Here is a 19649-nt window from a genome sequence, read left to right on the forward strand (position 1 = left end):
TAAATGGGGCATAGCTTCCAGCGAAGGACGGATGACCTGCGGGACTCTCCTCCGCGCACGCGCCCTTACGTAGAGTGCCGAAGGCGGCCGTCCGACCCGTAACTCTTTCGAGTGACCATCGTTGAGAGTGCGGAGGCGGTTGAAGGAACAAGCGCTCGGGCAGGTGTCCGAGGGCGTCAACCGCACAGGTGACGATACGTACCAGCCCTGGAGGCTCAAGGTGACGCGCATCAGCTGCGGAGGGCGGCCATGACATCCGTCCTCGTCTGCGACGACTCCCCGCTTGCCCGAGAGGCGCTTCGCCGCGCGGTCGCGACCGTGCCCGGCGTGGAGCGCGTGACCACCGCCGCCAACGGCGAGGAAGTCCTCCGCCGCTGGGGCGCGGACCGCTCGGACCTGATTCTGATGGACGTACGCATGCCCGGCCTGGGCGGCGTGGAGACCGTCCGCCGGCTGCTGTCCGCGGACCCCGGCGCCCGCATCATCATGCTCACCGTCGCCGAGGACCTGGACGGCGTGGCGCTCGCCGTCGCCGCAGGTGCCCGTGGCTATCTGCACAAGGACGCCTCGCGCGCCGAACTGCGGGCCACGGTCACCCAGGCCCTCGCCGACCCGACCTGGCGGCTCGCCCCGCGCCGGCTGCGCTCGGCCGAGATGGGCGCGGCGCCCACGCTCACCGCGCGTGAGATCCAAGTGCTCGAAGGCATGAGCCACGGACGGTCCAACGCCGAGATCGGGCGCGAGCTCTTCCTCTCCGAGGACACGGTCAAGACCCACGCGCGGCGCCTGTTCAAGAAGCTGGGCGCCTCCGACCGGGCGCACGCGGTAGCCCTCGGCTTCCGCTGGGGCCTGGTTCGTTAGGGCGTGTTTCGAGACACGCTCCGGGCAGGCACGGGCCGGTCGCATGCCCCGTCCGCCACCGGCGGACGGGGCGGCTTGTGTCAGTAACGCGCGGGATGCCGCATCCTTGAGATGTGGAGTTCCTCGGGGACGAGTCGATCGAGCGGGAGGGGAGGGCGCAGGAGATGAGTGCCGGCGCACCTGCTCATAACGCTTCGGTGCACAACTACGGACGCGGTGCCACGGATCCTCAGGCGTCAAGGCACCATGGAGCGATGCGCGACGACGAGACCGTGGGGTCACCCATGCCCGCAGGGCAGGGGGAGATCGGTGCACTCGTCCACCGCGCCGTCGACGGCGACCAGCAGGCGACGCACGACCTGCTGGCCCGTGTGCACCCGCTGGCCCTGCGCTACTGCCGCACCCGGCTCAACCGGCTGCCCGGTGACGCCCGCCACTTCGTGGAGGACCTCGCGCAGGAGGTCTGCGTCGCCGTCCTGATGGCGCTGCCGCGCTACAAGGACACCGGCAGGCCGTTCGAGGCCTTCGTCTTCGCGATCGCCGGACACAAGGTCGCCGACCTGCAGCGGGCCGCCATGCGGCACCCGGGCTCCACGGCCGTGCCCTCCGACGAGATGCCGGAGCGGCCCGACGACTCCCTCGGCCCCGAAGAGCGCGCGCTCCTCAGCGACGACGCCGAATGGGCCAAGAAGCTCCTCGCCAACCTCCCGGAGAACCAGCGCGAGCTGCTGGTCCTGCGCGTGGCGGTCGGCCTGACGGCCGAGGAGACCGGCCAGATGCTGGGCATGTCCCCAGGTGCCGTACGGGTCGCGCAGCACCGCGCCCTCAGCCGGCTCCGCGCGCTGGCCGAGCAGTAGGCGCCGCCGGGGGCGCCGTGTCCCACGCGGACCCCCGCCTCCCGTACACGTAGGAACGTCCAAAGCTTCCGGGTGATCTTGCCCGTGGAATGAGACACCGCCGCAGGCCGTTAGCATGGACATCCGCACCGATCAAGGTTATTGGGGAAGGTGTCATGACCAACATCGACGGAGTGCCCGAGAAATTCGCGACACTCGGGTTGACCTACGACGATGTGCTGTTGCTGCCGGGCGCCTCCGAGGTGCTCCCCAACGCGGTCGACACCTCGTCCCGCATCTCCCGCAACGTCCGGGTCAACATCCCGCTGCTCTCGGCGGCGATGGACAAGGTGACCGAGTCCCGCATGGCGATCGCGATGGCCCGGCTGGGCGGCGTCGGCGTGCTGCACCGGAACCTCTCCGTCGAGGACCAGGTCAACCAGGTCGACCTCGTCAAGCGCTCCGAGTCCGGCATGGTCACCGACCCGATCACGGTGCACCCGGAGGCGACGCTCGCCGAGGCGGACGCCCTGTGCGCCAAGTTCCGCATCAGCGGCGTCCCCGTCACCAAGCCGGACGGCAAGCTGCTGGGCATCGTGACCAACCGCGACATGGCCTTCGAGTCGGACCGCAGCCGCCAGGTGCGCGAGGTCATGACCCCGATGCCGCTGGTCACGGGCAAGGTCGGCATCTCCGGCGTCGACGCCATGGAGCTGCTGCGCCGCCACAAGATCGAGAAGCTGCCGCTGGTCGACGACGAGGGCGTCCTCAAGGGCCTGATCACCGTCAAGGACTTCGTCAAGGCGGAGAAGTACCCGAACGCCGCCAAGGACGCCGAGGGCCGGCTGCTCGTCGGCGCCGCCGTGGGTGCGAGCCCGGAGGCGCTGGAGCGCGCCCAGGCGCTCGCCGCCGCCGGGGTGGACTTCCTCGTCGTGGACACCTCGCACGGCCACAACAGCAACGCGCTGAGCTGGATGGCGAAGATCAAGTCGGCCGTGGACGTCGACGTGATCGGCGGCAACGTCGCCACGCGTGACGGCGCGCAGGCGCTGATCGACGCCGGTGTCGACGGCATCAAGGTGGGCGTGGGCCCCGGCTCGATCTGCACCACCCGCGTGGTCGCCGGCATCGGCGTCCCGCAGGTCACCGCCATCTACGAAGCCTCCCTCGCGGCCCGCTCCGCCGGTGTCCCGCTGATCGGCGACGGCGGACTGCAGTACTCCGGCGACATCGGCAAGGCCCTCGCGGCCGGCGCCGACACCGTCATGCTCGGCAGCCTCCTGGCGGGCTGTGAGGAGTCCCCCGGCGAGCTGCTCTTCATCAACGGCAAGCAGTTCAAGTCGTACCGCGGCATGGGCTCGCTCGGCGCCATGCAGTCCCGCGGCCAGGGCAGGTCGTATTCGAAGGACCGCTACTTCCAGGCCGAGGTCGCCTCCGACGACAAGCTCGTCCCCGAGGGCGTCGAGGGTCAGGTGCCCTACCGCGGCCCGCTCTCGAACGTCCTGCACCAGCTCGTCGGCGGTCTCCGCCAGACCATGGGCTACGTCGGTGCCGCCACTGTCGCGGAGATGGAGTCGAAGGGCCGGTTCGTCCGGATCACCTCGGCGGGACTCAAGGAGAGCCACCCGCACGACATCCAGATGACGGTCGAGGCGCCGAACTACAGCAGGAAGTAACCGCACGGGTGGATGAGGGGCGGTTCCGGTATGTGGCCGGAACCGCCCCTCCCGCTTGTGTCGGGGATACTGGTAGGCGCAGACGTAGAGGGAAAGGCCACACATCGTGACTGAGATCGAGATCGGGCGCGGCAAGCGCGGCCGCAGGGCGTACGCGTTCGACGACATCGCCGTCGTACCGAGCCGGCGCACCCGGGACCCGAAGGAGGTCTCGATCGCCTGGCAGATCGACGCCTACCGCTTCGAGCTCCCCTTCCTGGCCGCTCCGATGGACTCGGTCGTGTCGCCGCAGACCGCCATCCGCATCGGCGAGCTGGGCGGCCTGGGCGTGCTCAACCTCGAGGGTCTGTGGACCCGGTACGAAGACCCGCAGCCGCTGCTGGACGAGATCGCGGAGATGGACGAGTCCACCGCGACCCGCCGGCTCCAGGAGATCTACGCCGCCCCGATCAAGGAAGAGCTGATCGGGCAGCGGATCAAGGAGGTGCGCGACTCGGGTGTGGTCACCGCCGCCGCGCTCTCCCCGCAGCGCACCGCGCAGTTCTCCAAGGCCGTCGTCGACGCCGGTGTGGACATCTTCGTCATCCGCGGTACGACGGTCTCCGCCGAGCACGTCTCGGGCGCGGCCGAGCCGCTGAACCTCAAGCAGTTCATCTACGAGCTGGACGTCCCGGTCATCGTCGGCGGCTGCGCCACGTACACCGCGGCCCTGCACCTGATGCGCACCGGCGCGGCCGGTGTCCTCGTCGGCTTCGGCGGCGGCGCGGCGCACACCACGCGCAACGTCCTCGGCATCCAGGTCCCGATGGCGACCGCGGTCGCCGACGTGGCCGCGGCCCGCCGGGACTACATGGACGAGTCCGGCGGCCGGTACGTCCACGTCATCGCCGACGGCGGCGTGGGCTGGTCGGGCGACCTGCCGAAGGCGATCGCCTGCGGCGCCGACTCGGTCATGATCGGCTCTCCGCTGGCGCGCGCCACGGACGCGCCCGGCAAGGGGCACCACTGGGGCATGGAGGCCGTCCACGAGGACGTGCCGCGCGGCAAGCTGGTCGACCTGGGCATCGTCGGCACCACCGAGGAGATCCTCGCGGGCCCGTCGCACAGCCCGGACGGCTCGATGAACTTCTTCGGCGCCCTGCGCCGCGCCATGGCCACCACGGGCTACAGCGAGCTCAAGGAGTTCCAGCGCGTCGAGGTCACGGTCGCGGACGCGCAGCACAAGCGCTGAGCGGAGCGGCCACCGGCCGCCGCCGACGGACAGGGGCCCCGCACCGGGTGGTGCGGGGCCCCTGCGCGTGCCGGGCCGAATGCTGTCCGGGCTCTCCGTCGCGGCGCCCGTCAGAGGCGGTGGGCGGCGCCCGCCGGGGTGGCGCCGCGGGTGTCCAGGAGGAGCTGCGCCTTCACCGCCAGGCCCTGGAGGTCGTAGGTGCGGTGGTGCTGGAGAAGGATCGTCAGGTCGGCGTGGGCGGCGGCCTCGTAGAGGGAGTCCGCGCGGGGGACCGGCAGGTCCCGGACGCGCCAGTCGGGGACGTACGGGTCGTGGTAGCTCACCACGGCTCCCAGGTCCATCAGCCGGCGGGCGATCTCGTCGGCGGGGGAGCCCTCCTGGTCGGCGAGATCGGGTTTGTACGTGATGCCGAGCAGAAGGACCCGTGCTCCGCGCGCCGACTTCCCGTGCTCGTTCAGGAGGGTGGCGCAGCGCTGGATGACGTACTGCGGCATGCGTTCGTTGACCTGGCTCGCCAGCTCCACCATGCGCAGCGGGCGGTGGGTGCCGACGGTGTCGACGGGGACGCCGTGGCCGCCGACGCCGGGGCCCGGGCGGAAGGCCTGGAAGCCGAAGGGCTTGGTCTCGGCGCAGCGGATGACGTCCCAGAGGTCGACCCCCAGCTCGTGGCAGAGGACCGCCATCTCGTTGACCAGGGCGATGTTGACGTGCCGGAAGTTGGTCTCCAGGAGCTTGACCGTCTCGGCCTCGCGGGGGCCACGCGCGCGTACCACCTTGTCGGTGAGCCGGCCGTAGAAGGCGGCGGCGGACTCGGTGCAGGCGGGGGTGAGGCCGCCGATGACCTTGGGGGTGCCGGCGAAGCCGTGGGTGCGGCGGCCGGGGTCGAGGCGGCCGGGGGAGTGGGCGAGATGGAAGTCCCGGCCCGCGCGCAGGCCGGAGCCCTCTTCGAGGAGGTCGCGGAGCAGGCCCTCGGTGGTGCCCGGGGGGACCGGCGACTCCAGCAGGACGGTGGTGTGCGGGCGCAGCCGGGCGGCGAGCGCGCGGGCGGCGTCGGCGACGGCAGTCAGGTCGAGCGCCCGGTCGGGGCCGGGCGGGGTGGGGGCGCAGATGACGGCCGTACGGACCCGGCCGAGGTCCGCGGGGTTGGTGGTGGGCCGGAAGCCCCCCGAGAGCATCCGGCGGATCTCCGACGCGGTGAGCGAGCCGTCGACGGGCGGGCGGCCCGCGGCGAGTTCGGCGACCGGGCGGGGGTCGGTGTCGTAGCCGATGGTGTCGACGCCGGCGGCGACGGCGGCCTGGGCGAGGGGGAGTCCGTGGTGGCCGAGGCCGATGACGGCGAGATCAGCGGGCATGGAGGTGGGCCGTCCTTCCCAGTAGCCGGAGGGGACGAGAAGCGCAAGCCCGGTGGACAGAACGGGGCGAGTGCAATGTCAGACTAGGCGTAAATATGACCGATATGCGGCATTGGGTGACCGAAGGTCGCCGAGTGTTATCCACAGGCGGTGGCTGAAGTCGCGGGGCGGGGACAGAATCGAGGCTGTGAGCCCGACCACTCGGGGGGACGACGGGAGGCAGCGGTGAGGACAGCGGCACTGGGGCCCGCCGAGCGCGCGGAAGCGCTCGCGGCGATGGCCGAGCGTGAACTGGACGTACTGGTCGTGGGCGCCGGTGTCGTCGGCGCCGGCACCGCCCTCGACGCCGTCACGAGAGGCCTGTCGACCGGGATCGTGGAGGCGCGCGACTGGGCCTCCGGCACGTCCAGCCGGTCGAGCAAGCTGATCCACGGCGGCCTGCGGTATCTGGAGATGCTCGACTTCGCGCTGGTCCGGGAGGCGCTGAAGGAGCGCGGGCTGCTCCTGGAGCGGCTCGCCCCCCACCTGGTGAAGCCCGTGCCCTTCCTCTACCCCTTGCGCCACAAGGGCTGGGAGCGGTTCTACGCCGGATCGGGCGTCGCGCTCTACGACGCGATGTCGGTCTCGTCGGGCCATGGCCGGGGCCTCCCCGTCCACCGCCACCTCTCGCGCCGCAACGCCCTGCGGGTGGCCCCCTGCCTGAAGAAGGACTCCCTGGTCGGGGCGCTGCAGTACTACGACGCCCAGATGGACGACGCCCGCTTCGTCGCCACCCTGGTGCGGACCGCGGCGGGCTACGGCGCGAAGGCGGCGAGCCGGGCGCGGGTGATCGGCTTCCTGCGGGAGGGCGAGCGCGTGGTCGGCGCCCGCGTGAAGGACGTCGAAGGCGGCGGCGAGTACGCGATCCGCGCCAAGCAGATCGTGAACGCCACCGGGGTGTGGACGGACGACACCCAGGCGCTCATCGGCGAGCGGGGGCAGTTCCACGTGCGGGCGTCCAAGGGCATCCATCTGGTGGTCCCCAAGGACCGGATCCACTCGACCAGCGGACTGATCCTGCGGACCGAGAAGTCGGTCCTCTTCGTGATCCCGTGGGGACGGCACTGGATCGTGGGCACCACGGACACCGACTGGGACCTGGACAAGGCCCATCCGGCGGCCTCCAGCGCCGACATCGACTATCTCCTCGAACACGTGAACAGCGTCCTCGCGGTCCCGCTCGGCCGCGACGACGTCCAGGGGGTGTACGCCGGTCTGCGCCCCCTCCTCGCCGGGGAGTCGGACGCCACCAGCAAGCTCTCGCGGGAGCACACCGTCGCCCACCCGGTCCCCGGGCTGGTCGTCGTGGCCGGCGGCAAGTACACCACCTACCGCGTGATGGCGAAGGACGCCGTGGACGAGGCCGTGCACGCGCTCGACCAGCGGGTCGCCGCCTGCGTCACCGAGGACATCCCGCTCCTCGGCGCCGAGGGCTACAAAGCGCTGTGGAACGCCCGGGCCAGGATCGCCGCCCGGACCGGGCTCCATGTGGTGCGGGTCGAGCACCTGCTCAACCGCTACGGCTCCCTGACGGAAGAAATCCTGGACCTGATCGCCGCCGACCCCGGCCTCGGGGAGCCGCTGGCGGCGGCCGACGACTATCTGCGCGCCGAGATCGTGTACGCCGCCTCGCACGAGGGGGCCCGGCACCTGGACGACGTCCTGACCCGGCGCACCCGGATCTCCATCGAGACCTTCGACCGGGGGACCCGCAGCGCCCGCGAGTGCGCGGAGCTGATGGCGCCGGTCCTGGGCTGGGACACCCACCAGATCGAGAAGGAGGTCGAGCACTACGAGAAGCGGGTGGAGGCGGAGCGCGAGTCCCAGCGGCAGCCGGACGACCTGACGGCGGACGCGGCGCGACTGGGCGCCCCGGACATCGTCCCGATCTGACGGAACGTCCGGAGAAAGGGCGAACGCGGCGCGCGGTCTGGTCTGTTGGGGTGCCCGCGCGCCATCCTGTCGGCAGGGCCGGGGAACCTTCGAGCGGCGGCGGGGCGTCGGGTGGCATGGTGGGAGTGCCCTTCCCCGGGGCCGTCCTCTCGGACTGCGGACCCCGGAGCAGTACGGGTCCCGGCGTGAGAGACAATGGGCTCTCTTCCAGGGCGGGTTACCGCATCGCGCGGGAAGCGGCAGGCGCGGGCGAAGATCAGGGATCGCAGAGGGGACGCATGTCGGAGGCGGAGCAGTCGCGGGGCACGGCGCGGGACCCTCGGCGGGACGCCGGCGCGGGTGCCGGAACCGACGGCGACCGGGGTGTGGTTCCAGCGGCGCGTGAGGCGAAGCGGGACACGGAATCCGGCACGGACACGAAGCCGGACACGGGTTCACAGCCGGGCACGGACGCGGCCAGGGGCACGAAGCGGGACACGGACGGCGCTACGGACACGACGCCGGGCTCGGGGTCGGTGCCGGCGGCCACGCGTGCGGAGACGGACTCGGGTGCCGGCACGGACGCCGGCGCGGGACCGAGGCCCGCCACGGGTGCGGGTGCCGGCGCGGGATCGGCGTCCGCCACGGGTGCGGGTGCGGCGGGCAAGGTGCCGGCGCCGCCGGCCCGTGCGGACGCGGACGACCGGAAGCCCGGGAGCGGGGCGGGAGCCGCCGCGCGGACGAAGGCGGCCGAGGACTCCGGGCCGGCGGACGAGAGCCCGGCGGGCGCGGCCCCGGCGGCCGAAGCTCCGCCGGTGGCGGCTGAGGCCGAGGCCGGGCGTGCGGGTGCCGAGGGCTCCGCACCGCGCGGCGCGGAGCGGCCCGGCGCCTCGTCCTCCGAACGGAAGCCCACCGACGCCTCGCCGACGGACCGGAAGCCGGCCGACGCCGAGCCGGTCGCCCCGGCGGCGGCGAAGGCCTCCGGCCCGGGGCAGGGGTTCAGGAAGGCCGGCGGGACCGGGCGGACCGCGAAGGCGCAGAGCGCGGCCGCGACGGCCGAGGGCAGCCTGCTGGCCGGGCGGTACCGCCTCGGCGGCGTGCTCGGACGCGGCGGCATGGGCACGGTCTGGCGGGCGGTCGACGAGACCCTCGGGCGGACCGTCGCCGTCAAGGAGCTGCGCTTCCCGACCAGCATCGACGAGGAGGAGAAGCGACGCCTCATCACCCGGACCCTGCGCGAGGCCAAGGCCATCGCCCGGATCCGTAACAACGGCGCCGTGACCGTCTACGACGTCGTCGACGAGGACGACCGGCCGTGGATCGTCATGGAGCTGATCGAGGGCAAGTCCCTCGCCGACGCCGTCCGCGAGGACGGCACGCTCACCCCGCACCGCGCCGCCGAGGTCGGCCTCGCCATCCTCGACGTGCTGCGCTCCGCGCACCGCGAGGGCATCCTGCACCGCGACGTGAAGCCGTCGAACGTGCTGATCGCCGACGACGGCCGGGTCGTCCTCACCGACTTCGGCATCGCCCAGGTCGAGGGCGACCCTTCGATCACCTCCACCGGCATGCTCGTCGGCGCCCCCTCCTACATCTCGCCCGAGCGGGCCCGGGGCCACAAGCCGGGGCCGGCCGCCGACATGTGGTCGCTGGGCGGACTGCTGTACGCGAGCGTCGAGGGCAGCCCGCCGTACGACAAGGGCTCCGCGATCGCGACCCTCACCGCCGTGATGACCGAGCCGGTCGACCCGCCGAAGAACGCGGGGCCGCTGCTGGAGAAGGTCATCTACGGCCTGCTCGCCAAGGACCCGGCCCAGCGGCTCGACGACGCGGGCGCCCGGGTGCTGCTGCGGGCCGTGCTCGACGCGCCGGCGCCCGTGATCGAGCCCGAGCACTCGCCGGAGGCGACCCGGGTCGTCCCGCTGCCGCCGGCTCCGCCGGAGCCGCCGTTCGGCCCCGCCACCACCGGCAAGGCCGCCGCCGGCAGGTCCACCGAGGCGGCCGCCGAGCGGATGCGGGGCGCGCTGAAGTCCGTGCGCAACGCCGCCGTGGCCAAGCCCGATCCGAAGAAGGCCGGCAGCGACCGGCCGGCCCCCGTCCAGGGCGGCGGCAGGCCCGCCTCCCCGCGGGCGTCGCTCACGGACGTGGTGCCCCGCCGCACGCTCGTGATCATCGCCGCGGTCGTGGTGCTGGCGCTGCTCGCCACCATCCTGACCGTCGCGCTGAGCGGCGGCGACGACGGCAAGGGGAACGCGGGCGGCGACAAGGGAACCGGCGACACGGTGACCTCCGCCGGTGCCACGGCCGGCAACGGCGACGAACAGGCCCAGACCCAGGGGCAGGGCCAGGGCCAGACGCCGAGCGACCCCGGTCAGCAGGGCGGCGACCAGCCGGGCGGGACGGGCAAGCCGAGCGGCACGCCGTCCGGCAAGCCCGGCACGGGCACCCCGGGCACCGGCGGAGCGCAACTGCCCGCCGGCTACGTCATGGTGACGAACGACCGCTTCCACTTCAGCATGGCGATGCCGGCGTCCTTCAAGCTCACCGCCATCGCCGGAGTGAACTCCGGCGGGATATTCAACGCCGGCGGTGGCTTCCCCCGTGTCCAGGTCGACTTCAACGGCAGCCCGAAGGACGACGCGGCCAGCGCCTGGGCCGGTGCCGTGGCCGGGGTGTCCGCGACGAGCAACGGCTACCGCCACATCGGCATCAGGCCCGTCTCGTACAAGGGCTATCCGACGGTCGCCGACTGGGAGTTCGAGCGCAACCAGAGCGGGATCCGGGTACGGATACTGAACCGGGGCTTCAAGGTGGACGCCAAGCGCGGCTATTCGATCATGATCAGCTGCAAGGCCGACGCCTGGGACGCCGCGGAGTGCAAGACGCTGCGGGAGACGGCGTTCGCCACGTTCAGCCCCAAGGACTGACCCGCGGCACGTATCGTGAGAGGTCGTGGACCGTACGCATTCGGACAGAGCCGATAACGGTCCAGGAATAGACCGGAATTGACGGTTTCGTGCGACCTTGGGATCCGGATGGATCGCCGGAGGTCCGTGGGAGACCCGGGGGACAGCGCGCTCGGGGAGGCGTCGTGGAGGATTACGCGGGCAGGGTGCTCGCCGACCGCTACCGCCTGCCGCTCGCGCCCTCGGACACCCTCGACCTGGTCGAGACGCGCGCCTTCGACACCTACAGCGGCCAGGAGGTGCTGGTCCGTCAGGTACCGCTGCCCGAGGTGGTCGACGCCGAGTTCCTGGACGGCGAGACCGGGGGCGACGGCAGCCGGGGCCACGGCGGCCCCTTCGCTTCGCACCGGAGCGAGGGGCGGGCGACCCGACGGCCGGCCGATCCGGCCGTGCGGCGGGCCGTCGAGGCGGCGCAGGCCGCCGCGCAGATCCCCGACCACCCCCGGCTCGACCAGGTCTTCGACGTCTTCGCCGAGGCCGGGTCGCTGTGGATAGTGAGCGAACTGGTGGCGGCCAGACCGCTGGCCGCGCTCCTCGCCGAGGGGCCGCTCAACCCGTACCGCGCGGCCGAGATCGGCGCGGACGTCCTCACCGCCCTGCGGGCGCTGCACGCCCACGGCTGGACCCACCGGAACATCACCTCGCGCACGGTGCTCGTCTGCGACGACGGCCGCGTGGTCCTGACCGGCCTCGCCGCAGGTGCGGCGGAAGAGGCCCTCTGCGGGTACGCCCCGGTGCCGTCGCCCGAGGAGGACGACCAGGGATACGACGCCGAGCCCGACGCCACGGATGACGAGGGGTGGCAGGAGGGCGGGCCCTCCGACGGGCCGTACCTGCCGGGGACGGCCGATCCTGAGGGCGCGGACGGGCCGGGACGCCCCGATGCCCCCTACCTTCCCGTGGCGGACGAGCCCGATGGTGTGGGCGAGGCGGGGTGGCAGGAGGGCGGGCCCTCCGATGACCCGTACCTTCCCCTTCCGGCGACCGAGCGTCCGGGGCAGGGCGTGGCCGTGCCCGGGGCCCGCCGGCCGATGGAGATCGAACCGGCGCCCCCGCACCGAGGCGCCGAAGGCGCCGACCTGCCGGGCGGTCCTCCGGCGGCGAGTCCGGCCGCGGACGTGCGGGCGGCCCGGGCGGGAGCCATCGCCGCGTACCGGGCGGGAGCCCGTGCCGCCGCCCGGATCGGCGAGTCCGGCGCGCTCCCCCCAGGCCACCGGAACCCCGCCGCCGGCCACAGCCCCGACCCCGCCCGCGGGGCCGAACGGCACCCCGGCCCCGACCAGAGCCCCGCAGCCGGCCCCGGCCCCGACTCAGGCCCCGGCCCGGACGACGACGCCCCCGCACTGCCGGCGTACCCCACACCCGTGCCCGCGCAGGGTCTCGGCCCCGAGCCGCGGTGGTGGTCCCAGGCCGTCGACGACGAGGACGACGAGGACGACGACGAGGACCGGCACGGCGGGCACGGGAACGACGGCGGCCGGCCGCCCCGCGCGTTGCTCACCGGCTCCTGGAGCGACGGGCCGCACGCCTCGCGCGACGCCTCGGGACCGGTTCCCGCCGGCGGCTCCGGCCCCCGTGGTCACTCCGGCTCAGGCTCAGGCTCCGGCTCCGGGCAGGTGCTCCCCGGCTCGGGCCGCCCCGCCCTGCCCGCCGGCTACACCCCCGCCGCGGGCCCCGCCCCCGTGCCCGTACACCGCTCCGGAGGCTGGGACGACGAGCCCGCGGCGGACGGGCCGGGCGCCGCCGACCTGTACCGCGGCCCCGCCACCCGGCTCGCCGCCGAACGGGCCCGCCAGACCCGGATCGCCGTCGTCGGCGCCGTCACCGAGCGCTGGGCCCCCGAACAGGCCGCGCCCGTCCACGCCAACTGGCGCCTCGCGCCGCCCATCGGCCCCGTCACCGACCTCTGGGCGCTCGGCGCGCTGCTCTACCGCGCCGTCCAGGGCCACGCCCCGTACCCGGAGGACAGCGCCGCCGAACTCGTCCAGCTGGTCTGCGCCGAGCCCCCGGCCTTCGCCGAGGAGTGCGGGCCGCTGCGGCCCGTCGTGGAGTCCCTGCTCCGCCAGGACCCCACCGAGCGCCCCGACTTCGAGGAGCTGCGCGGCTGGCTCCGGTCCCTCGTCCGCTCGGCCCCGGAGCCGGAGGCCGGGGTCGGCGTCATACCGCTGCCGTCCTTCGACTCCACCCGGCTGCCCGTCGTGCGCCGTCGCGGCGAGCTGGTGCGCAGGCGCCGCGCCGCCGCGGCCGGCGGCCGCCACCGCCACCGGAAGGGCAAGCAGCCGGCCCGTGCCCACGAGCCGCAGGGCCCGGCCCGCGCCGCACGCCCCGCCGCCCGCCGGGCCTCCGCGCAGGAGGGTTTCCACGAGGAGCTGCCGCAGCGGGCGCCGCGCGCCCCCAAGCCGCCCCGGGCCCCGAAGCGGTCGGGAGCCCCCCGCTCCCCGCGCTCCCTCGGCCGTACGCTCCTGGTGCTGATCCTGCTGCTGCTCGGCGGAGCCGTCGCGTACGCCGTGATGTTCATGCCCAAGGACGGCGCCGGGGGCCAGCGGTCCGCCGGGCAGACCGGTGGGCGGTCCGCCGAGCCGTCCGCCCCGACGGATCCCGGCCCGACGAGGACCGGCGCCCCGAGCACGAAGCCCGCCCCGAAGCCCAGCGCCGAGCCCGGGCGCACGCCCCCGCCGGCGCCGCCCGCCGCCGGACTGGCGGCCGGGTACACGCTCCGCACCGACCCGGAGGGCTTCCAGGTCGGCGTCGCCGACGGCTGGCGGCGCAGCCCCATCAACGACGCCGGACAAGTCCGCTATGTCGGCGGGGACTTCACCCTGATCGTCGTGCCGGGCCGGGACACCGTGCAGGCCGGCGGCGCCGACCCGATGGCGTACCAGCGCACCAAGGAGCGCGAGCTCCAGCCCTGGCGGGACTCCTCCTGGTCCAGCGCGTCCGGGCTGCGCCGCATCGAGGTCGGCCGACAGGTCATGGCGGTCGGGGAGTTCACCTGGCAGGACAGCACCGGCCGGATGGTGTTCGTCCGCAACCTGGCCCTGATCGAGGCCGGTCGGTACCACGTGGTGCAGGTCATCGGTCCGGAGAACGAACGGGACAAGGTGTCGCGGATCTACGACCAGGCCGTGAAGGCCTACCGCGCCACGCGCTGAACCGGCCGGGACCACCCGCGAAGCGGACACCACCCACAACGCGGACACCACCCACCGGAGCAGCCGCCCGGACCCGCCCGCCGGGGCTTGGGTTCCGCCGAACCGGTCACAAGCATGTTCCGTTGCCCGCCCCGAGGTTCCCCAGGCCGCGTGCTCTCCGTAACCTGGCCTGTGAAGGAACGGGCGGGGGCAAGTGGAACATTCTCAGAGCGCAGACACGGGGTCCGGGACCGGAGCGGACACGGGAGCGGGCCTCCTGCTGGCCGGACGCTACCGGCTGGGCGAGACCATCGGCCGCGGTGGCATGGGCAAGGTGTGGCGCGCCCATGACGAGGTGCTGCACCGGATCGTGGCCGTCAAGGAGTTGACGGCGGGTCGGTTCGTGGCCGAAGCCGACCGCCTCGTGCTGCATGCCCGTACGCAGAAGGAGGCCCGCGCCGCCGCCCGGATCACGCACCCCGGCGTGGTCACCGTGCACGACGTGCTGGAGCACGACGCCCGGCCCTGGATCGTCATGCAGTACGTCGACGGGCCCTCGCTCGCCGACGCCGCCAAGGAGGCGGGCACGATCGAGCCCCGCGAGGCGGCCAGGATCGGGCTGCACGTCCTCGGCGCCCTGCGCGCGGCCCACGCGGCGGGCGTGCTGCACCGGGACGTCAAGCCCGGCAACGTCCTGCTGGCCCGCGACGGACGGGTCCTGCTCACCGACTTCGGCATCGCCGCGATCGAGGGCGACTCGACGATCACGCGTACCGGTGAACTCGTGGGCTCCATCGACTACCTGGCCCCGGAACGGGTACGGGGCGGCGATCCCGGACCGGCCTCCGACCTGTGGTCGCTGGGCGCGACGCTGTACACGGCGGTGGAGGGCACCTCGCCGTTCCGCCGGACCTCCCCGATCGGCACCATGCAGGCCGTGGTGACGGAGGAGCCGGCGCCTCCGCGGAAGGCGGGGGCGCTGACCTCGGTCATCGTCGCGCTGCTCCGCAAGGACCCGGCGCAGCGGCCCCGCGCGGACGAGGCCGAGCGGATGCTCCTCGACGCGATGGAGGGCCGGCAGCCGCAGGCGGCCCAGGCGTACGTCCCCACACAGCGGGTGGGACGGGAGGAGCTGACCTCCGCCACCACCCCGCTGCCGGCCGAGGACGACTCCGCGTCCACCACCACCCCGACGGCCACCCCCGCGTCCACGCCCTCGCACACCCCGGCGCAGCCCCCCACCGTGGTGCCCCGGCCCGCCGGCCCGGCGGCCAAGGGCCGTGGACGCTGGCGTACGGCGGTCCTGGCGGCCGTCCTCGCCGGTCTGGTCGCCGGCGGAGCCGTCTTCGCCGCCATGCAGTACTCCGGCGGGGGCGAGGGCGGGAGCACCGGCCGGGACGCCACGGTGCCCGCCGTGACGGAGCAGACCCCCGGCCCCGTCCCGGCCGGCTGGCACCGGGTCGAGGACCCCGAGGGCTTCAGCCTGCTCGTCCCCGACGGCTGGAAGCGGCAGACCGACGGCGACAACATCGACTACACGCCGGACAACGGCCGCCACCGGATCCGGATCAGCATCGATCCGACCCCCGACTTCGAGAACCCGTACGTGCACGTGCTCGACCTGGAGAAGACGCTCAAGAGGCGGATGCAGTACCAGCGGATCAAGCTCAACCAGAACACCTACCGTGACCAGGTCCGCTCGGCCCGGTGGGAGTTCACCTGGTACGAGAAGCAGGAGTTCCCCGGCCCGAGACACGCCATCGACCAGTTGTACTTCACGGACGACGGCACCGAGTACGCCCTGTACATGTCCTCGCCGGAGTCGAGCTGGGCGGTCACCCGGGAGCAGTTCGACATCGTCCTGAGGCACTGGCGGGCGCCGGGTGAGCAGGTGGACTGAGCGGTCCCGGATCCGGCGACGAGCGGCACCGGATCCCGGAAATCGCCCGTGTGTCCGACCGTAAGCCCCTGATCAGGGCTTATGTGCCAGCGATCGCTGGCGCGATGTGCGCACCCGGTGAAAACGCGTTACCGACGGGTACCCAAAGAACTGAATGCGGCCTACTCTCGCCCTCATGACGGACTCGCAGGCACTCACCGCCCCGGCCACCGCCGCCACCGGCACGAACCCCCTCGCGCCCTCGCCGGCCGGTGCCCGCACCGCCGCCGACGTGGTCACCCCCGAGGTGGTCGCCCAGCTCACCCGCGGAGTGATCGGCTCCGGCCGTACCGCGAACCACACCCCCTTCACCGGGGCGAAGCTGGCCGATCTGCCCGAGTCCACCCCCGAGGACGTCCTGGAGGCCTTCGCGCGCGCCCGCGCGGCCCAGGGCGCCTGGGCCGCGACCCCCGTCAAGGCCCGGGCCGCCGTCCTGCTCCGCTTCCACGACCTGGTCCTGGAGCGGCAGGCCGAGGTGCTCGACCTCATCCAGTTGGAGACCGGCAAGGCGCGTCTGCACGCGCACGAGGAGGTCCTGGCGGTCGCCGTCGCCGCCCGGCACTACGGCCGCAAGGCCCCCTCCTACCTCCGCCCCAAGCGCCACACGGGTGTCGTCCCGACCCTCACCAAGGTCACCGAGCTGCGCCAGCCGCGCGGGGTCGTCGGCCAGATCGCCCCGTGGAACTACCCCCTGGAGCTCTCCGTCGGCGACGCGCTGCCCGCCTTCGTCGCCGGCAACGCCCTGGTGATGAAGCCGGACACCGAGACCGCCCTCACCGCCCTGTGGGCCCGTGACCTGCTGATCGAGGCGGGGCTGCCGGCCGAGGTCTTCCAGGTCGTCCTCGGCGAGGGGCCGGTGGTCGGGCCGGAGATCGTCCGGCACGCCGACTACGTCTCCTTCACCGGTTCCACCCGGACCGGCCGCGAGGTCGCCCAGGGCGCCGCCGCCCGCCTCGTCGGCGTCACGCTCGAACTCGGCGGCAAGAACGCCATGCTGGTCCTGGAGGACGCCGACGTCGAGAAGGCCGCCGCGGGCGCCGTCCGCGCCTGCTTCTCCTCGGCCGGACAGCTCTGCATCTCCATCGAGCGGCTGTACGTCCACGAGTCGGTCGCCGACGACTTCGTCGCCCGGTTCGCCGCCCGCACGAAGGCGATGCGGCTCGGCAACTCCCTCTCGTACGGCGCCGACATGGGCTCCCTGGTCGGCGAACGGCAGCTGGAGACCGTCTCCCGGCACGTCGAGGAGGCCGTCGCCAAGGGCGCGAAGCTCGTCGCGGGCGGTGTCGCCCGCCCCGACATCGGCCCCCTCTTCTACGAGCCGACCATCCTCGACGGCGTCGAGGCGCCGATGGCCGTCTGCACCGAGGAGACCTTCGGCCCGGTCGTCTCGATCTACCGCTTCACGGACGAGGACGAGGTCATCGAGCTCGCCAACGCCACGCCGTACGGCCTCAACTCCTCGGTCTGGACGAAGGACGCCCGCCGCGGTCACGCCGTCGCCACCCGGCTGCGCACCGGAACGGTCAACATCAACGAGGGGTACGCCCCCGCGTACGGCAGCGTCCGGGCCCCGATGGGCGGCATGAAGGACTCCGGTCTCGGGCGGCGCCACGGATCGGAGGGCATCCTCAAGTACACCGAGGCCCAGACCGTCGCCCACCAGCGGCTGCTCCCGCTCGCGCCGTCCTTCGGGATGGACGACGAGAAGTACGCCGCGCTCATGAGCGCGTCCCTCAAGGCGATGAAGGCCCTGCGCCTGCGCTGACCCCCTGCCCGTTCCCGCCCCTTTCACGTACGAGGAGAGCCATGACCGCGGTACCCCCTGCCCGGAATCAGGACGACGACGACCTGGACTCGTTGTACGACTACGACGTCGTCGTCGTCGGCTCCGGCTTCGGCGGTTCGGTCACGGCCCTGCGGCTGACGGAGAAGGGCTATCGCGTCGGCGTCCTGGAGGCGGGCCGCCGCTTCACGCGCGAGACGCTGCCCAAGAACTCCTGGGACCTGAAGAACTTCCTCTGGGCCCCGGCCCTCGGCCTCTACGGCATCCAGCGCATCCATCTGCTGGGCAACGTCATGGTGCTCGCGGGCGCGGGGGTCGGCGGCGGCTCGCTCAACTACGCCAACACCCTCTACGTACCGCCGGCGCCGTTCTTCGACGACCCGCAGTGGAAGGGGATCACCGACTGGCGGGACGAGCTGGCGCCCTACTACGACCAGGCCAAGCGGATGCTCGGCGTGCGCCTGAACCCGACCACGACCCCGTCGGACGTGCATCTGAAGGCGACCGCGGAGGCCATGGGCATCGGCGACACCTTCCACATGGCACCGGTCGGCGTCTTCTTCGGGGACGGGGACGACGCGGACGGGACGACGCGGGCCAAGCCGGGCGAGGAGGTCCCCGACCCCTACTTCGGCGGCGCGGGCCCGTCCCGCAAGGCGTGTGCCGAGTGCGGCGAATGCATGACCGGCTGCCGCCACGGCGCCAAGAACACCCTCAACGAGAACTACCTCCACCTCGCCGAGAAGGCCGGCGCCGTCGTCCACCCGATGACCTCGGTCGTCGCGGTCACCGAGGACTCGCGGGGCGGCTTCGCCGTCAAGACCCTGCCGACGGACAACAAGAAGCGGGGCAAGGGGCGGACGTTCACGGCCCGGCGGGTGGTCGTCGCGGCCGGGACGTACGGCACGCAGACGCTGCTCCACCGGATGAAGGACACCGGCCTGCTGCCCCGGATCGCGGACCGGCTCGGCGAGCTGACCCGGACCAATTCCGAGGCGCTGGTCGGCTCGCAGACCACGGACCGGCGCTACCGCGAGCGGCACGGCGTGGCCAAGGTCGACTTCACCCGCGGTGTGGCGATCACGTCCTCCATCCACCCGGACGAGAACACCCACATCGAGCCGGTGCGGTACGGCAAGGGCTCCAACGCCATGGGCGGCATGACCATCCTCCAGGTGCCCTACGGCGCGCACCGGGTGCGCAACTGGCTCCTGCGCATGGCCAGGCACCCGTCCCTCGCGCTCCGCGCGCTCTCCAACCGCCGCTGGTCGGAGCGGACGATCATCGGCCTCGTCATGCAGTCGCTGGACAATTCCCTGACGACCTACCGCAAGCCCGGAGGTCTCGGGAAGGGTCTGCTCACGGCCCGCCAGGGCCACGGCGCGCCGAACCCGACGCAGATCGCCGAGGCGACCCGGGCCGCGTCCCTGCTGGCGGAGGAGATCAACGGCTTCGCGGGCTCCAACATCGGCGAGCTGATGGGCACCCCGCTGACGGCGCACTTCCTGGGCGGCTGCCCGATCGGCGCCGACGCCGCCACGGGCGTGATCGACCCCTACCACCGTCTCTACGGGCATCCGGGCATCTCGGTCGTGGACGGAGCGGCGGTCTCCGCCAACCTCGGGGTCAACCCCTCGCTGACGATCACGGCCCAGGCGGAGCGCGCGATGTCCTTCTGGCCGAACAAGGGCGAGGAGGACCCGCGCCCGCGTCAGGGGGAGGCGTACGTCCGTCTCGCGCCCGTCGCCCCGAAGTCCCCGGCCGTCCCGGCGGACGCCTTCGGCGCGCTGAACCTGCCGTTCCTGGGAATGCCGGCGGTCCCGCCGAAGAAGGCCTGACGGGCGGCGGGGGGGGGGGGGGGGGGCGGGCCCCCGCCGCCCCGGGGGGGGGGGGGGGGCGGCCCCCCCCCCCCCCCGGGCCCCCCCCCCCCGCGGGTGGGGGGGGGGCCCCCCAGAGACAGCGC

11 protein-coding genes are annotated in these 19649 nt (G+C 73.3%); 10 read left to right on the forward strand and 1 reads right to left on the reverse strand.

All coding sequences use genetic code 11. From position 1 onward, the window contains the following. Nucleotides 1-249 precede the first annotated feature (249 nt). The 4 genes from ACZ6RC_RS07675 (at nucleotide 250) to ACZ6RC_RS07690 (ending at nucleotide 4604) form a co-directional block, all read left to right on the forward strand. On the forward strand, nucleotides 250-861 hold the full coding sequence (locus ACZ6RC_RS07675; RefSeq protein ID WP_003948568.1) for a response regulator transcription factor: 612 nt from the start codon (nucleotides 250-252) through the stop codon (nucleotides 859-861). Nucleotides 862-1115: 254 nt separating this feature from the next. Continuing rightward, entirely contained in the window at nucleotides 1116-1718 is a 603-nt protein-coding gene (locus ACZ6RC_RS07680) for a sigma-70 family RNA polymerase sigma factor (RefSeq protein WP_391144311.1), read from the forward strand. 155 nt (nucleotides 1719-1873) lie between these two features. Continuing rightward, nucleotides 1874-3373: an IMP dehydrogenase gene (gene guaB, locus ACZ6RC_RS07685; protein WP_391144314.1), complete on the forward strand. Its 1500-nt coding sequence runs from the start codon at nucleotides 1874-1876 to the stop codon at nucleotides 3371-3373. Nucleotides 3374-3479: 106 nt separating this feature from the next. Next, entirely contained in the window at nucleotides 3480-4604 is a 1125-nt protein-coding gene (locus ACZ6RC_RS07690) for a GuaB3 family IMP dehydrogenase-related protein (protein ID WP_391144317.1), read from the forward strand. Nucleotides 4605-4714: 110 nt separating this feature from the next. On the opposite strand, the gene ACZ6RC_RS07695 is transcribed toward ACZ6RC_RS07690, so the two are convergent. Next, complete coding sequence (locus tag ACZ6RC_RS07695; RefSeq protein ID WP_469579932.1) at nucleotides 4715-5956, reverse strand: nucleotide sugar dehydrogenase; 1242 nt, start codon at nucleotides 5954-5956, stop codon at nucleotides 4715-4717. 225 nt (nucleotides 5957-6181) lie between these two features. On the opposite strand from ACZ6RC_RS07695, the gene ACZ6RC_RS07700 reads away from it, so the two are divergent. The 6 genes from ACZ6RC_RS07700 to ACZ6RC_RS07725 all read left to right on the forward strand — a co-directional run bounded on the left by ACZ6RC_RS07700 (nucleotide 6182) and on the right by ACZ6RC_RS07725 (nucleotide 19524). Further along, complete coding sequence (locus tag ACZ6RC_RS07700) at nucleotides 6182-7888, forward strand: glycerol-3-phosphate dehydrogenase/oxidase (RefSeq protein ID WP_469579935.1); 1707 nt, start codon at nucleotides 6182-6184, stop codon at nucleotides 7886-7888. 1046 nt (nucleotides 7889-8934) lie between these two features. Then, a complete protein-coding gene (locus ACZ6RC_RS07705) occupies nucleotides 8935-10794 on the forward strand; it encodes a serine/threonine-protein kinase (RefSeq protein WP_469580786.1) in 1860 nt (619 codons plus the stop codon). Nucleotides 10795-10958: 164 nt separating this feature from the next. Beyond that, complete coding sequence (locus tag ACZ6RC_RS07710; protein WP_469579937.1) at nucleotides 10959-13985, forward strand: protein kinase; 3027 nt, start codon at nucleotides 10959-10961, stop codon at nucleotides 13983-13985. Between the two features lie 193 nt (nucleotides 13986-14178). Next, nucleotides 14179-15864 carry a serine/threonine-protein kinase gene (locus ACZ6RC_RS07715; protein WP_469579939.1) on the forward strand — a complete coding sequence of 562 codons (1686 nt, stop codon included), beginning with the start codon at nucleotides 14179-14181 and terminating at the stop codon, nucleotides 15862-15864. 175 nt (nucleotides 15865-16039) lie between these two features. Further along, complete coding sequence (locus tag ACZ6RC_RS07720; protein ID WP_469579941.1) at nucleotides 16040-17668, forward strand: succinic semialdehyde dehydrogenase; 1629 nt, start codon at nucleotides 16040-16042, stop codon at nucleotides 17666-17668. Between the two features lie 41 nt (nucleotides 17669-17709). Beyond that, nucleotides 17710-19524, forward strand: coding sequence for a GMC oxidoreductase (locus tag ACZ6RC_RS07725; RefSeq protein WP_469579943.1), 1815 nt, complete (start codon nucleotides 17710-17712; stop codon nucleotides 19522-19524). The last annotated feature ends 125 nt before the right edge of the window (nucleotides 19525-19649 follow it).

It is taken from the genome of Streptomyces sp. NPDC048353, assembly GCF_055587165.1.

Excerpts from the sequence above, each read along its gene's own strand:
- ACZ6RC_RS07675 (WP_003948568.1), top strand. The coding sequence starts at position 250 with ATGACATCCGTCCTCGTCTGCGACGACTCCCCGCTTGCCCGAGAGGCG.
- ACZ6RC_RS07680 (WP_391144311.1), top strand. The coding sequence starts at position 1,116 with ATGCGCGACGACGAGACCGTGGGGTCACCCATGCCCGCAGGGCAGGGG.
- guaB (WP_391144314.1), top strand. The coding sequence starts at position 1,874 with ATGACCAACATCGACGGAGTGCCCGAGAAATTCGCGACACTCGGGTTG.
- ACZ6RC_RS07695 (WP_469579932.1), bottom strand. The coding sequence starts at position 5,956 with ATGCCCGCTGATCTCGCCGTCATCGGCCTCGGCCACCACGGACTCCCC.
- ACZ6RC_RS07720 (WP_469579941.1), top strand. The coding sequence starts at position 16,040 with ATGACGGACTCGCAGGCACTCACCGCCCCGGCCACCGCCGCCACCGGC.
- ACZ6RC_RS07725 (WP_469579943.1), top strand. The coding sequence starts at position 17,710 with ATGACCGCGGTACCCCCTGCCCGGAATCAGGACGACGACGACCTGGAC.